13 protein-coding genes are annotated in these 13,609 nt (G+C 73.1%); 5 read left to right on the top strand and 8 right to left on the bottom strand.

Translation table 11 applies throughout. The features are described 5' to 3' along the window. Window positions 1-17 precede the first annotated feature (17 nt). The 3 genes from FHX81_RS04775 to FHX81_RS04765 all read right to left on the bottom strand — a co-directional run bounded on the left by FHX81_RS04775 (window position 18) and on the right by FHX81_RS04765 (window position 2,264). Complete coding sequence (locus tag FHX81_RS04775; RefSeq protein ID WP_141975400.1) at window positions 18-1,076, bottom strand: DUF2332 domain-containing protein; 1,059 nt, start codon at window positions 1,074-1,076, stop codon at window positions 18-20. Between the two features lie 151 nt (window positions 1,077-1,227). Beyond that, complete coding sequence (locus FHX81_RS04770) at window positions 1,228-1,719, bottom strand: hypothetical protein (RefSeq protein WP_141975398.1); 492 nt, start codon at window positions 1,717-1,719, stop codon at window positions 1,228-1,230. A 152-nt stretch (window positions 1,720-1,871) separates the two neighbouring features. After that, window positions 1,872-2,264, bottom strand: coding sequence for an OsmC family protein (locus tag FHX81_RS04765; RefSeq protein WP_141975396.1), 393 nt, complete (start codon window positions 2,262-2,264; stop codon window positions 1,872-1,874). Window positions 2,265-2,437: 173 nt separating this feature from the next. Here FHX81_RS04765 and FHX81_RS04760 point away from each other — a divergent pair, with 173 nt between their 5' ends. Both FHX81_RS04760 and FHX81_RS04755 read left to right on the top strand, forming a co-directional pair. After that, window positions 2,438-3,106 carry a DUF1990 family protein gene (locus FHX81_RS04760; protein ID WP_170231930.1) on the top strand — a complete coding sequence of 223 codons (669 nt, stop codon included), beginning with the start codon at window positions 2,438-2,440 and terminating at the stop codon, window positions 3,104-3,106. A gap of 68 nt (window positions 3,107-3,174) precedes the next feature. After that, window positions 3,175-4,224, top strand: coding sequence for an NAD-dependent epimerase/dehydratase family protein (locus FHX81_RS04755; RefSeq protein ID WP_170231929.1), 1,050 nt, complete (start codon window positions 3,175-3,177; stop codon window positions 4,222-4,224). 272 nt (window positions 4,225-4,496) lie between these two features. On the opposite strand, the gene FHX81_RS04750 is transcribed toward FHX81_RS04755, so the two are convergent. Continuing rightward, window positions 4,497-4,913, bottom strand: coding sequence for a hypothetical protein (locus FHX81_RS04750; RefSeq protein WP_141975390.1), 417 nt, complete (start codon window positions 4,911-4,913; stop codon window positions 4,497-4,499). A gap of 163 nt (window positions 4,914-5,076) precedes the next feature. Next, window positions 5,077-6,021, bottom strand: coding sequence for an acyltransferase domain-containing protein (locus tag FHX81_RS04745; RefSeq protein WP_141975388.1), 945 nt, complete (start codon window positions 6,019-6,021; stop codon window positions 5,077-5,079). 353 nt (window positions 6,022-6,374) lie between these two features. Between FHX81_RS04745 and FHX81_RS04740 the strand changes: the two genes are divergently transcribed. After that, window positions 6,375-6,818: a hypothetical protein gene (locus tag FHX81_RS04740; RefSeq protein WP_141975386.1), complete on the top strand. Its 444-nt coding sequence runs from the start codon at window positions 6,375-6,377 to the stop codon at window positions 6,816-6,818. A 488-nt stretch (window positions 6,819-7,306) separates the two neighbouring features. After that, window positions 7,307-8,416, top strand: a complete 1,110-nt coding sequence (locus FHX81_RS04735) for a carboxylate-amine ligase (RefSeq protein WP_246107631.1) — start codon at window positions 7,307-7,309, stop codon at window positions 8,414-8,416. Between the two features lie 100 nt (window positions 8,417-8,516). Here FHX81_RS04735 and FHX81_RS04730 read toward each other — a convergent pair whose 3' ends face one another. After that, complete coding sequence (locus FHX81_RS04730) at window positions 8,517-10,064, bottom strand: carboxylesterase/lipase family protein (RefSeq protein ID WP_141975382.1); 1,548 nt, start codon at window positions 10,062-10,064, stop codon at window positions 8,517-8,519. A gap of 1,025 nt (window positions 10,065-11,089) precedes the next feature. On the opposite strand from FHX81_RS04730, the gene FHX81_RS04725 reads away from it, so the two are divergent. Next, a complete protein-coding gene (locus FHX81_RS04725) occupies window positions 11,090-11,986 on the top strand; it encodes a hypothetical protein (RefSeq protein WP_141975380.1) in 897 nt (298 codons plus the stop codon). A gap of 302 nt (window positions 11,987-12,288) precedes the next feature. Here FHX81_RS04725 and FHX81_RS04720 read toward each other — a convergent pair whose 3' ends face one another. Together FHX81_RS04720 and FHX81_RS04715 are read right to left on the bottom strand one after the other, a co-directional pair. After that, on the bottom strand, window positions 12,289-13,209 hold the full coding sequence (locus FHX81_RS04720) for a hypothetical protein (protein WP_141975378.1): 921 nt from the start codon (window positions 13,207-13,209) through the stop codon (window positions 12,289-12,291). Continuing rightward, a complete protein-coding gene (locus tag FHX81_RS04715; RefSeq protein ID WP_246107630.1) occupies window positions 13,206-13,544 on the bottom strand; it encodes a PadR family transcriptional regulator in 339 nt (112 codons plus the stop codon). Before FHX81_RS04715 ends, FHX81_RS04720 begins: the two co-directional genes overlap by 4 nt. Between the last annotated feature and the right edge of the window lie 65 nt (window positions 13,545-13,609).

The raw sequence follows: 13,609 nt of genomic DNA, 5'->3' as shown, positions 1-13,609 counted from the left end.
AACCGGCGGGACCGAGACTAGGAGTCCGCCAACCACGCCAGCAAGCGGCCCTGCGACCAGCAGCGGCCGACCGCCTCGACGTGCGCGGTCGAGTGGCCGAACACCGCGACGCCGAGGATGCTGTGCCCGGACGCGCGCCGGTCGCCGAACGTCGGCACGGCCGGTGCGACGCCGACCCCTTCCGCGGACACCCACGCCACCGGTCGCCCGGTCGCCGCTTCGTCCAGCCGGTGCAGGAAGCGCAGCCGGTGCTCCGGCGACAAGCCCGACAACGCCCACGTCGTGATGACGACGGGCAGCGCGTCCTCGGGCACCCGGGCGAGGGCGTCCGGCAGCACCTCGACGGCGTCACCCCGCAGCAGCAGGGGAGGGGCGGACGCCGCCAGCGCCAGCTCCGCGTCCAGCGCCGCCCGGCGCTCCGGCCGGTCCGGCGGCACGCAGGCGCGCAACCACCGGGCGTCGTCCGCGTCGGCCACGTCGATCGGGTCGGCGTCGATCCCGATCCTGGCCACGACCCCGGGCATCGGCCACGTCGGTACCGACCGACCGCCCACCACCCGGCCCGACACCCGCACGGGAGACGCCGGGTCGCCCAACGTGCGCCCGTCGCTGTAGGAGATGCCGACGCGGTCGACGGTGAGGTTGAACCCGGCCGAGCAGCCGACGTCGACCAACCCGACCGAGGTCGCGCCCACCCGGCGGGCCGCCTCGGCGATGGCCGGGTACAGCACGGCGGAACGCCCGGTCTCGTCGGGGCGCGGTCGCCGGCGCGCGGCGATGTCCACGACCGCGTCGGTCAGGCGCGACAGGGCGTCGACCGCCGCGGCGGCAGCCGCGTCACCATCCCCGGCGGCGTAGGCCGCGGCCAGCGCGGGCGCGCGTCCGGCGAGCGCGAGGTCGTGCAACGCGGCCAGGACCAGGGCGGGCTTCCGCTTGCGCGCGGGTGAGGCCTCGACGGCGCGCAACGCCTCCCGGGACTCGCTCAACGCGACGGCGACGCGCTCGTACAGCGTTCCGGCGGCGTCGACCTCGCCGAAGTGCCGGTAGGTCTCGGCGAGCGTGCGGGCCGTCGGCATTCCGGAAATCCTAGCCATCCGAGTGACCGGGCTCACCCGGGGAACCGCTCGCCGCCCCGACCGGCACCGTGCGTCGCCGGCCCTCCGCGAGGGACCGGCCCCCTCGGCAACCCGGTCCGCCGGCACTACGGGCGGTCGCCTCGGGTGGGTGTCAGCTCAGGTGGGGTTTCAGGGCGTCGGCGATGCGAGCCGCCGGCACCCACCGGTCCGCGTCGGCGGTCACCGTGATCTCGGCCAGGGGCTCGCCGGTCAGTTCGGTGCCCTCCACCGGTGGCCAGATCGTCACCGTGGTGCCGCCGGGCCGTAGCGGCACCACCTTGTCCCCTGCCCGCAACGCCATGACCTGCACCGGGCCGCGTCCGTCGGCCGTGAGGTCGTCGTGGACCCGGGGGTTCGCGCGCACCCGGTCCACCTCGGCGTCCACGCCGGCGGCGGCCAGGTGCGCGACCACCGCCTCGCACAGCGAGTCGGAGGCGGCGATCAGCCGGACGCGTCGCAGGATCGGCGCGAGCAGCTCGCCGGGGGCGATGTCCAGCCGACGGCCGTCGCTGTCCTGGCCGGTCCAGACCGCCGGCTCGAGCGATCCCCAGCGAGCACGCGCGTCGGCTTCCAACGTGACGGGATCGGGGGACCTGGACGGCATGAGCATTCCTCACTTTGGCGGTGGCCGGGAGATCCTACGTCCCCGTTCCCCCGGCCGGCACTGCGCGCGGGATTCGCGTCACGCGTGCGACCGCGAAGATCCGAGCCGGGCGATCGGACCTCGGCTCCGCCGTGCGGTGAGCGTCCCTGAGGTCAGGTGACGGACATCTCCCAACCGTTGGCCAGGGGGCAGTGCCGGGCGACCCGGTCCACCAGGGTGCGCCGCTGTTCGTGGTCGGTGATGTTGGGTAGTTCCACGACCAGGCGGGCGGCGAGGTCGTACTGCTGCGCGTCGTGCCCGCTCAGCGTCACCTCCGCGCGCACGGTGCTGCCTTCGGTGTCGTGCCCTGCGGACGAGGCGAGGAGGACCAGGCTCTGGTGCACGCACGTGGCCAGGGCCGCGGCGAACAGGTGCTCGGGGTTCCAGCCGCCACCGCTGCCGCCCAGTTCGACCGGCTGGATGACGGGCAGCGCGGTGGGCTCGGCGCCGTCGACCTCCACGCGACCGTTCCGGGACACCGCCGCGGTGTTGTAGAGCTTCGCCATGTCCGCCGTCCCCCGCTCGTGGTCGCTCGTCGCCGGACGGGTAGCCCGTCACGGATCCGCCAACCGTCGACCCCGCCCCATCACACTGCCGTGTCATGAGGGCGGTCGGCACCGGCGTGTCCGCGGCGCGTGTGCGGGTAGTCCACGGGATGTCCCCGGAGGTTGGAGTCGTCGTGCGGGTGGTCCGGTCGGGTCAGGTGGACGTCGGGGTGTTGCTGCGGGCGCTCCGGGATCGCGGGCTCAACTACGACCCGGCGGAGGTCCGGCGTCCTGCGTGGACGTTCGACGTGCACCGGCACGAGCTGGGACGCGAGGCGGTGGGGCCGCCGGTGGAGGGTGGGCTGTGGTGGCGCGCCCGGTCGTTGGTGGCCGGGTACGAGTTCAGTCCACCCGAGATCGTGCGCGCCTACTACGAGCCCGGTTCGCAGTTGCCGGGGCGGGACATGCTGCTGCAGGCGCGGTTGCCCGGGTTGCGGTTCCTGATGGGTGTGCGGGTGACCGGTGTGCGGGACGAGACGTCCGCGGAACGGACGACCTGGGGTTGGGGCTACCAGACCCTGGAGGGGCACCTGGAGCGGGGGCGGGTCGACTACGCGCTGGTCAAGCACCACGCCACCGGTCGAGTCGAGTTCGTCGCGCGCAGTCACTCGCAACTGCACCCGCGGGCGCCGTGGTGGATGCGGTGGGGGTGGCGGTGGTTCGGGCGGCGCGTGCAGCTGCGGTTCTACCGGCGGGCTGGACAGCGGTTGCACCGCCTGGTCCACGACCCGGTGGCCGTGGCGCCGACGACCCTCGAACGGGCGGTCGGTTGGGGCGTGAGCGTCCCCGATCCGGTGACGTGAGCTTGCGGCGCGGTCCGACGGGTAGCCGCGATCGACGGCAATCGACCCGATCGGACAGGTGCTGTGTCGTGAAAGTCGTGATCACCGGGGCTTCGGGCAACGTGGGCATCGGCGTGCTGCGCGCCCTGGCCGCGGACGGACCGGACCACCGGATCGTGGGCCTGTGCCGCCGCCCGCCCGCGGACGGCGTCTTCGACGGGGTGGTGTGGCAGGCGTGCGACTTGGGGGACGAGGGTGCCCGCGACGTGCTCGACCGGGTCATGGCCGACGCGGACGCCGTGGTCCACCTGGCCTGGATGTTCCAGCCCGTCCGGCACGGCGAGCGGCTGCACCGCACCAACTACAAGGGCACCGCGGCGGTCCTGGCGGCCGCGCGGCGGGCCGGGGTGCCGCACCTCGTGCACGCCTCCTCCATCGCCGCCTACCAGCCCGCGGCCGATCGGCCGGTGCCCGAGACGTGGCCGACGACCGGCGTGCCCGGCTCGGTCTACGGGACCGGGAAGGCGGAGGTCGAGGCAGCCGTGGACCGGTTCGCACGGGAGAACCCGGACATCGTCGTCACCGTGGTGCGCCCGACCCTGGTCGCGCAGAGCGCCGCCTCGGCGAGCTTCCTGGCCCTGTTCTTCGACCCCTTGGTGCCGCAGTGGCTCATCCGGCTGCTGCGCGCCGGCCGGGTGCCACTGCTCCCGCTGCCCGCGGCGCTGCTGGTGCAGCTCGTGCACGCCGACGACGTGGGTGACGCGATCGTGCGAATCCTGCACCGTCGCGCCACGGGCGCGTTCAACCTCGCAGCGGACACACTGACCGCGGCCGACCTGGCACGGGTGGTGAGCGCCCGCGCCGTACCGGTGCCGGGGCGCGTGATGCGAACGGCCGTGGAACTGCTGTGGCGGCTGCGGGCGATCGGCATGTCACCGGGGTGGTTCGACGTGGGCACCCGCTCCCCGCTGATCGACACCACGCGGGCGCGCACGGAACTCGCCTGGACGCCGCGCGTGAGCAGCGTCGACTGCGCCCGCGAACAACTCACCGGCCTCGCCGACGCCACACCCGGCCCCACCCCCGCCCTGCACCGCGACCGGCTCCGCGACGACCGGCGAGCCGATGCGCTGACGTGACGACCGGAACCGGCCCCTCGCTCGCGTCGGCGACCGACGGCCCGGCGAGGCGACCCGAAGTCACCCACCGCGATCGACGACACCACCGCGGCGAAGACCACGGCCTCGCCCGGGTCGGTCCTCGCCCCTCTGCGGTGTCGCACGAGCCGCCGTCGGCACTCGCGCGCCTGGTGTCGGCGTGGTCGTCAGGTCCTTGCCCTGCGCACCACGTCATCCACCCGGCATACCGCGACGACCGGGAACGAGCCACCTCACGGCTCGCGCGTCGGAGTTCAGGTGCTCGACGCCGTCAGGCCGCGTGGCCGCACCGAGGTCAGCTCCGCGATCCCGAACACCAGCGCGGGCAGCACGAAGGAGAAGCCGGGACCGAGGCCGAGCACCAGTCCCCAGACCGCCACCACCAGTGCCGCGACCGTCGTGACGAACCCGACCGCGCGGCCGGTGAGGTCCGCGACCGCGACCGCCACCGCGGCGACCAGCGGCACCCCGAGCAGGTAGGCCGTGGCGCTGCCGCTGTCGGCCGACGTCACGGGCAGCAACGCGACCGCGATCCCGACCGTCGCCGCGATCCCGGTCCACCGCAGCACCCGGCCGATCGTCCCGGGAACCGGCCACCGGCCGCGCAGCCGGACGAGCGCGGCGACCGTCAGGAACAGGGCGAGGCACGCGCCCGCGATGGCGGCGATCATCCCGAAACCTCCCCACACGACGGGTCCGGCAGGGCCCTGACCCGGATCCCACCACCAAAGGTACGGCACCGCGGCGCGGGATCGCCCTGGATCGGCGGCGTTGGGGGCACCCACCACGGTGCACGACCGCGACACCCGCAGGCCGCCCGAGCAGGTGAACCGGCTAGATCGGGAAGTGGCCGCGACGCCACTGCCAGTGGCGGCCGGCCTTCAGGTGGTCGACGGCGGCACGTTGGAGTGCGGTGCGGCGGGGTAGTCGGTCCAGTGGGGTGGTCAGGGTGCGGAACACAAACCGCAGCACCTCGACGTCGGCGTCGATCCCTTCGGGCTGCTCGTAGGGTTCCAGCTCGAACCGCTGTTGGAACCGGACGATGTTGGCGTCCTCGGGCAGGTAGTGCAGCAGTTGGGGGTCGAGCAGCCACGAGCCGCAGGAGAACGTCGTGTGGTGCTCGTCGGGGAAGTGGCGTGGGAAGAACGCGCGGGCCTGGTCCAGCGATGCCTCGACCGCCTGCGGGGTCAGCGGTCCTGCTTCGGGGATGTGCAGGCCGAGGGTGGTGTCACCGCGCTGGTACTGCAACCGGCCCAGTTCGTAGACGCCGCCGCGCGCGTGCAGGGTCAGCCAGCTCCGCATGACCGGCCAGCCCTCGCCGCGCATCCTCCGGTCGACCGCGAGGTTGCGGCCCAGGTCGGCCAGGGTCGCGTACGACACCGCCTCGGCGATGCCGTGGTCGCGGTGGTACTCCAGGACGACCTCGACCAGGGCCAGGTAGGCGTACACGTACAGGTGCCGCCAGGCGGTGCCCCGGTCGCGCGGCAGCTCCGGACCGGGTACCAGCCAGCCGGGGCCCCCGAGGTCGGCGCGGACCAAGGCGGTGGAGCGGTCCAGCAGCCACCGCAGGTCGGGGGTCCACGCCGGAGATCCGGGATCGGGCCAACCGGCCATGATCTCGGCGGCGTCGTCGGGCCGCACCGCGAGCCGTGCGAGGATCGCGGGCGCGTCGGCCTTGGCGGGCAGCGGAGCCGAGGGCAGGTCGCCCGCGAGCCGGTGCACGCGCTCGACGTCCTCGACGGGCACCCCGAGCCGGGCAGCCATGCCGACCAGATCCACGCCCACGACCCTATCAGCCGACCCGGTCGACACCCCCGGATCCGGGTGGACGACCGGACGACTCCGGTGGCCGACTCGCTGGGCGGATGACGTCCGCTTCTCGGGCGTTCGTGCGAGCAGGGTACCGACGACGGTGTGGGACCGGACGCACGGGAGAGCCGAGCGGTTGGTTGCCGAGAACGGGGTGCTCGTCGGTTCGGTCGAGGCCGCGGCAGCCGGGCGCGGCCATGGCGACGCCGCCCCACGCGCTCGCCGCGGTCGACGGCATGCTTGTCTTCTCGGAACCGGACGGGTGCGCGTCTTCAGGGTCGCGAACGACACCGTGGACAGCCGAGCAGACGAGAGCGAACCGAATGATCGAGGACAACAGCCCCGAGCTGGTCGCCGAGCTGGACCGCCTCTACGCGGCGGTCGAGGCGGCGCCCGCGGGGGACACGACGGCGCAGATCGCGTTGTGGCGTCAGGTGACCGCGTTGAAGCACTGGTTCTTCATCGCGCGCGGCTCGGCCGACCAACCCCGCCCCTATGCCGCGGCCGCCGAGCAAGGGCCGATGATCTGCCTCTACAGCAGCGCCGTGCGAGCAGGTGACGCCGCTCGCACCCTCGGGCTGGTCGACTCGGAGAGCGGATCGGCGCCGCTGTTCAGCGTGCCGGTGCCGGCCGCGATCGACTACGTCGCCTCGTTCGGCCAGGCCGGCGTCTTCGGCGTGACGCTGGACCACCCGCGACTCGGCCACTACATCCCGCTGGCGAACCTGGGTCTGCTCAAGAGCTGGATCGACGGGGCCGGTGGGTGAACGGCGCCGACCCGGGCGACAGCTTCATCGGGTGACGACCTGTCACCCGTGAGGATCGGGTGCGCGGTGTTCGGGGGCGCCTCGGGGCCCGGTGTGCGGCCAGGACACCGCACCCGGCGCCTGCCCGGCGGCGGAGCCAGGGTGCGATCCCCGCGCGCCCGGCTCCCGCGGCGACGACGGGAAGACGGCGTTGCGGTCGAACTCCATGGCTCACTCCGTGGTGCGCGCGCATCGGTCGTGCCGCTCGACGAACCGGGGTCTCACCGGCGCGGACGGCGGCGGCAGGAGTACGCCGCCGTCGGGCGCAGTCGGCCCAGCCGCCGGAGATGGACAGCGGGACGGTCCCTGGTCCGAACGGACCATCGGTTTGCGCAACGTGATCGCGGGTAATTCCCGGTGCCGACCGGCGATGATCAAACGTGTGAGCGAGGCAGGCGATGGCGTCGTTTTCCCCTGTGCTGTGGTCCGCGGACCCGGATGCGCCCGGCGTGCCGACAGTCGGCGTGGAGGAGGAGTTCCTGCTGGCGGACCCGTCCACCGGGCACCTGCTCCCGATCAGCGCCCACGTCGTCGAGGTGGCCGGCGATCTGGGCGGTGCGCTGGAGCTGGAGCTGACCAGGGCGCAGGTGGAGATCAACACGCCGGTGTGCCGGACCATGGCGGAGGTGCGCGAGCGGTTGGCGTTCCTGCGCTCCACCGCCGCCGAGGCGGCGTCGCGGTGCGGTGGCACCCTGCTCGCCGTGGGCACCGCCCCGGCCGATGACGCGCCGGGACCGCCGATCACCGACGACCCGCGCTACCACACGATCAACAAGGCGTACGGGCAGCTCGCGCCCGAGAACGTCGTGTGCGGGTGCCACGTCCACGTCGAGGTGCCCGACCGGGAGGCCGCGGTCCAGGTCTGCAACCACGTCCGGCCGTGGCTCCCCGTGCTGCTGGCGCTCACCGCGAACTCACCGATCCACCACGGCGTCGACACCGACTACGCCAGCTGGAGGTCGGTGATCGTCGGCCGCTGGCCGTGCGCCGGTGCCCCGCCGTACTTCGAGTCGCTCGCGCACTACGAGTCCGCCGTGGACACGGCCGTCGGCTCCGGCAGCGTGCTCGACGAGAAGATGGTCTACTGGGACATCCGTCCCTCTTCCCACCTGCCCACCGTCGAGGTGCGGGTGAGCGACGTGCAGTCCACCGTGGATGAGTCCGTCCTGTTCGCCGCGCTGGTCCGGGCGCTGGTCATGACCTCGTTGCAGTCCATCCGGGACGGCGTCGCGGCACCTCGGACCGGTGACGACGCGCTGCGCATGGCGTACTGGCGCGCCTCGCGCGACGGCCTGGACGGCATGGGCGTCGACCTGGACACGATGCGGCCCGTTCCGGCCGTCGACCTGCTGCACCGCCTGCTGCGCCACGTCGAACCCGCACTCGCCGCAACGGGTGACCTGCAGGCCGTGCAGACCCTCGTGGGCGAGTTGATCAGCGACGGCAACGGCGCGAGCAGGCAGCGACGAGCCTTCCGCCACGACCACGCGGTGACCGACATCGTGGCACTGGTCGCCCAGCACGCCGAGCAGGACCGCTCACCGGACAACGTCGCCTGAGCACGTCGGGGGAGGAGCGCTTCCCGTTCCTCCCCCGACGTGTGTTTCCGTCACCCGCCCGCGGCCGGTCGGGCACGCCGATGTCCGGGATCCGGTCTGATCACCGGTGTGCGAGCGCGTCCCAGAAGGCCAGGTCGTGTTCCGTCGCCCGGTCGAACGGTCCGATCCGGCCGAGGTCGAGGCCTTGTACGTACGGCGTGGTGTCCGCCGGGTCGACGCGGGGCCACGCCGGTAGGCCTGGCCGGTTGGGGTTGCCGGTGGTCGCGAAGCGGGCCCAGTAGTCGATCATCCGGTCGCCGAGGAGGCGCTGTGCGGTTGTCAGCGCCACGTCGTCGGAGCGCAGGTCGAACAGGTACCGCAGCTCGGAGCCGTGTGCGGCGAGTGGCTCGACACCGGGAGGGAACTCGGGGATCGCCGGTGCCGTGCGGTCGAGGAACTCATAGGCGTACACCGGGATCTCGGTCGCGAACCGGCGATCCGCGGCGCGTTGCAGCCACGCCCAGTCGAGGTCGGTCATGATCGCGGCCACCGCCCGCACCGCGGAGCCGGCGTGCTGTTCGAGCGGGTACCGCTGTGCGATTGCCTCGGCGTGCGGTCCGAAGTGCTCGGTCAACGCGGTCAGGTAGTCATCGGGGTCGAGATCCGGGAGCAGCAGCGGTGCGAAGAACGTGCCCTCGTCGCGGGTGATGCCGGTCAGCAGCGGCACGTGGTTGAACCGCCCGGCCGGTACCGCCACCGCGGGGTCCTCCGGCAGCACCGTGTTCCCGAACGCGGGCAGGGGGAACACCGGCGCGGCGAGCAGGTCCGGTACCGGCTTGCCCCGCAGGCACTCGAGTGTCGTGCAGCCCAGGTGGGTGGCGACGTTCTGGCCATGTCCCTGGTGCCACTCGTGCGGTACGAACAGCGGCACGTCCAGTACCGGCCGCAGGTCGGCGCCCGCGGAGAGGCCCGGTGCACAGGGCGTGCTCTGGGCGATCGCCCGCTGGAACAACCCGGCCGCGCCCGGCGAGGCGAGTTGTGCGCACACCGAGTGCGCCCCGGCGGACTCCCCGGCCAGGGTGACGTTGTCCGGGTCGCCACCGAACCGCGCGATGTTGCGCCGCACCCAGCGCAGCGCCGCCTGTTGGTCCTCGACACCGAACGCGCCGCCGTTCGCGAGCCCGGGGAACCCGAGGAAACCGAGGTTCCCCAGCCGGTAGTTGACGGTCACCACGACCAGACCGCCTTGCTCGACCAGCCGGGTCGGCAGGTAGTCGCTACCAGCGCCGTTCATGAGCCCGCCACCGTGCAGCCACACCAGCACCGGTGCCTTCCTGGCCGCACGGGGTGTGGTGACGTCGAGGTAGAGGCAGTCCTCGGTGACACTGGCCGGTCGGCCGCCGGTACTGGCCTGAGGACAGCGAGCGCCGGGCCGGGTCGCGTCCCGCACACCGGACCACGGCGCCGGCGGCACCGGCGAGTGCCAGCGCAGGTCGCCGACCGGTGGCGCGGCGTAGGGGATCCCCTCGAAAGAACGGACATCCGCGTTCGTGGTGCCCCGTACCAAGCCGGTATCGGTCCGCACCGCGGCGTTGTCGCCCGCCACGGCCGGCGCGGCACCCAACACCAGCGCACCGACGGCGACCGCCGCCCCCAGGAGTCGTCTCATGATCCAGACAGTGGCAGCCGGGCTCACCGGAGACATCAACCGATCGATTGAAGATCACGCTCTGGTCGGTTGTCGGCCGATGACCGGTCAGCGTGTGGGTTTCGACGCCGCAGGCCAGGGGCAGGTTCGCCGGGAAGCGGACGTCGTGCCCCGCGTCGTCGATCGGCACTCGGCACTTCTGCGGTCTGCGACGAGCGGAGTCGTGGTCGCATTGCGGACGGGCCGATCCGCTCCATGGAGGCAGTCGGCGGCCAGGCTCCCGCGCACCCGGTCACGAAGGGAGTCGGCATCCGTGGACGAGCCACCGGACAGCCGCGCGGTCCACCGCGTCCTGCGCCCGCGGTGGACGTGGCCGTGGCCGGACCAGGAGGCCGCGATCGCGTCGGTGCGGAGCCGGCGCGAAGCGGGTGTCGACGTGGAAGGGCGGCTGCGCCGCCTGACGTGGCCGGTGATCCGCCGGTGGAACGCGGGATTCGTAGCGGCCCTGATCAGCCGCGGTGTCCCCGTTCCCCCCTGGCGTCGTGGCGGCGGCGCGCGAGGCGCTGCGCGCACTGGTGAAGGGGCACGCCCCGGACGCCGCGTGGTACCGGTACGCCGGGTGGTACGCGGAGGTCGACCGCGATGAGGCCGTCGAATCCTTGACCGCCCTCGCGCGGACGTTGAAATACGGAACCGGACGGTACCGGGCCTTCGTCGCGTTGCACGGCATCCACCCTGAACGCGCGGTCCCCGTCGGCGAGCACCTGGTGGTCGACCCCCGCGTGCGCTGCTCGGTCCGCCACTGGGTACTCGTGGTGCTGGCCGGACGTGACCTGCCCACCGCGCTGGGCGTGGCTGGACGGGCCGCTGCCCGACCGCACCACGGCCGGTCCGCATCGAGGCGACCGGGTTCGTCCGGCTCCACGATCCCCGCAAGGCGTTCGACCTGTACACGGCGATTGCCTCCGACCCGGAACCCACCCACTCCGATCGCCGAGCGGCATCGCTGATCGCCCACGACATCGACCCGGTCGAGGGGGGAAGCGTTGACCGGCGTCATCGGGAGCGCGCCGGGCACAGCCGAACGCATCGAGGCGATGGACGACCTGTACAGCCGGAATCCGGGCCACCTCGGCGAGTACCTGGACGACCACCGCTGGACCGCGACGCCCGAGGTGCGGGTGGACTTCACGTGGTACCTGGTCAAGCGCTTCGGCCGAGGTCCGGATGTGGTGGTCGACCTGGCGTCCGACCGGACCGTGCCGGCGGAAACCCGGCTCCGGGACCTGGATGTCGACCGGAGGGCGGCCACGCCGCACGTCCTCGAGAGCATCATCGAGGACGCCCGTGGGCACCTCCGGATCATGGAGCGCGCCATCGCCCTGCTGGTGCCGGTGTCACCCGACTCTGCCTTCGGCCACCTCCACGGCATCGCGACCAACCGGGGATACTCGTTCGACGAGCGGGTAGGAGCGGTGAAGGCGGCGGTCGAGCACTTCGAGCCGCAGCAGAGGACCGCGCTGTACCGGGCCGTGGTCACGGGTGACGGAGTCACCACGGCGGAGTTGAGAGCTGCGGCGAGCGCGTTGAAATGGGCCCACGATCGTGAGGGCAGGGCGCTCTGCGCGGAAATCGCCCGGCGCGACACCCTGTCGGTCGATGACCGCCTGTGGTTCGTGGGGAAAACCCGGCACGGTGAAGCCCTCGACCTCCTGCGCGAGTTCGCGCGCGAGCCCGCCGAGGATCCCGTCATGCGGGTCGAGGCGGCGCACCAGGCGGCCACGAAGGGTGACAGCGACGACCGCCGCTACCTCCTGGCACCGGCGGCCGACCACACCGTGCCCTACCCGCTCCGGAACAACATCATCACGAACCTGGCCGATGCGGACCGGGCCGAGGTGCTGCGGGCGATCGCCCACGGGTTGCACGACAACCCCGGGTGAAACCGGAGGCCATGATCGCGCTGGGCGAGCTGGAACCGTTGCTCGCGGCCGAGGAACTCGACAGGTGGGCGGACGACGGTCGCCTGCCCGGCCCGATCAGGAGCCGGGCACGCGACGCCGCACTGCACCTTCGATCGCCCTGACGCGGTGGAAACACGACCACCGCAGTCGAAGGGGTCGTCCTCATGACCACGGCGCGGAGCGGGCGGCCCGTGCGGTCCGATCAGCGGGCCGCCCGTGCCCGTTGGTCGATCCGCGGTCGACCCTGCACACGGACCGTCCCGAACGGGTGAATCCGCATGTCACCGGTGGCGGGATCCCGCACGCCGGATCCGGCGGGGCAGGCCGCCCAACGCCAGCAGCACCACGACCGGCAGGCCGTAGAACACCGCGACCTCCGCCGCCACCGGGATCCGGCCCAGCACCGACCACTGCGCGAGGCCCAGCAGCGCGGTCACGCTCGGCAGCAGCAGGATCAGCGCGGCGCGGCGGCCGATGCGCGACCCGCTGCCGCACGCCGCCAGCGTGCCGCCGACCAGCAGGGCGAGCCGCAGCAGCTCGGCCACCGGCTGGTTGTGCCCGAGCACGCCCACCACCCCGGCCACGACGACCGTCACCGCCATCACGACGATCCCGCGGCCGCCCACGAGTGCCCGGCCACGCGCCGGTCCCGGCGACCACGTCAGCGCCACCGCGGTCAGCAGACCCGTCAGCAGCCACCCGGAATCCATCCCGATCCACCAGCGCTGGAACGGGACGAACGCCGCCAGCAGCACGCAAACCGCTACGGCCGACCACGCGAAGGACGCGGCCGTGCGCCGCAACCCCCGCAGCACCAGCACGGCCACCACGCCCCACAGGACCCACACCGGCGCGTCCGGGAACTGCTCCAGCCACGGCATCTGCGCCAGCGCGTCGGCCCTCACCCACCAGCCGATCTCGTGCACGCCGTTCGTCGCGCCCGTCAGCAGCGCCACCGGGCCGAGCAGCGCGACGATCGCCAGCACGTCCCGCGGGTCGACGCCGCCGTCGGCCGCCACCACCCGCCGCAGGTGCAGCCGCACCGCGCCCCACACCAGGTCCAGCGACTCCCGCGGGGTCGGCCGGCTCCGGTCGCGCGCCCCCGACATCAGCACGACCAGCATCTCCTCGCCGTGGCGTTCGCGGTGGTCACGCGGGTACCACGACAGCAGCCGGCGGTAACGCCGTTCCAGCCCGCTCACGCCACACCCCCGGCCGGCCTCAACCGCAAGCGGCGCTCCGCCGCCCGGGTGTGCGCCCGCAACCTCTGCACCTCGGTCTCCAACCTGGCCGCCCCCTCATCGGTCAGCCGGTAGTAGCGACGGAGCCGGCCGTCCACGACCTGCTCCCGGTCGACCGCCACCCAGCCGTCCGCCGACAACCGGTCCAGCGCGGTGTAGAGGGTGCCGGCGCGCAGCTTCACGCGGCCGCCGGAGATCTCCTCGACGTCGAGCAGGATCCCGTAGCCGTGCTGCGGACGGGCGGCCAACGCCGTGAGGATCAGGAACGTCGGTTCCCGCAACGCCGTGTCGGTCATGCGTTCGGTATATACCGATCACTTGACTATGGCAAGTGGGCGCGCGTCCGGCGGCCGTCAAACGG

Source organism: Saccharothrix saharensis, from assembly GCF_006716745.1.
Classification (GTDB): domain Bacteria; phylum Actinomycetota; class Actinomycetes; order Mycobacteriales; family Pseudonocardiaceae; genus Actinosynnema; species Actinosynnema saharense.
This window is presented reverse-complemented; position numbering and strand designations above follow the sequence as displayed.

What these genes read in the sequence shown, in the direction of transcription:
- FHX81_RS04715 (WP_246107630.1), bottom strand. Translation starts at nt 13,544, where the DNA reads ATGACCGACACGGCGTTGCGGGAACCGACGTTCCTGATCCTCACGGCG.
- FHX81_RS04770 (WP_141975398.1), bottom strand. Translation starts at nt 1,719, where the DNA reads ATGCCGTCCAGGTCCCCCGATCCCGTCACGTTGGAAGCCGACGCGCGT.
- FHX81_RS04740 (WP_141975386.1), top strand. Translation starts at nt 6,375, where the DNA reads ATGATCGAGGACAACAGCCCCGAGCTGGTCGCCGAGCTGGACCGCCTC.
- FHX81_RS04765 (WP_141975396.1), bottom strand. Translation starts at nt 2,264, where the DNA reads ATGGCGAAGCTCTACAACACCGCGGCGGTGTCCCGGAACGGTCGCGTG.
- FHX81_RS04775 (WP_141975400.1), bottom strand. Translation starts at nt 1,076, where the DNA reads ATGCCGACGGCCCGCACGCTCGCCGAGACCTACCGGCACTTCGGCGAG.
- FHX81_RS04750 (WP_141975390.1), bottom strand. Translation starts at nt 4,913, where the DNA reads ATGATCGCCGCCATCGCGGGCGCGTGCCTCGCCCTGTTCCTGACGGTC.
- FHX81_RS04730 (WP_141975382.1), bottom strand. Translation starts at nt 10,064, where the DNA reads ATGAGACGACTCCTGGGGGCGGCGGTCGCCGTCGGTGCGCTGGTGTTG.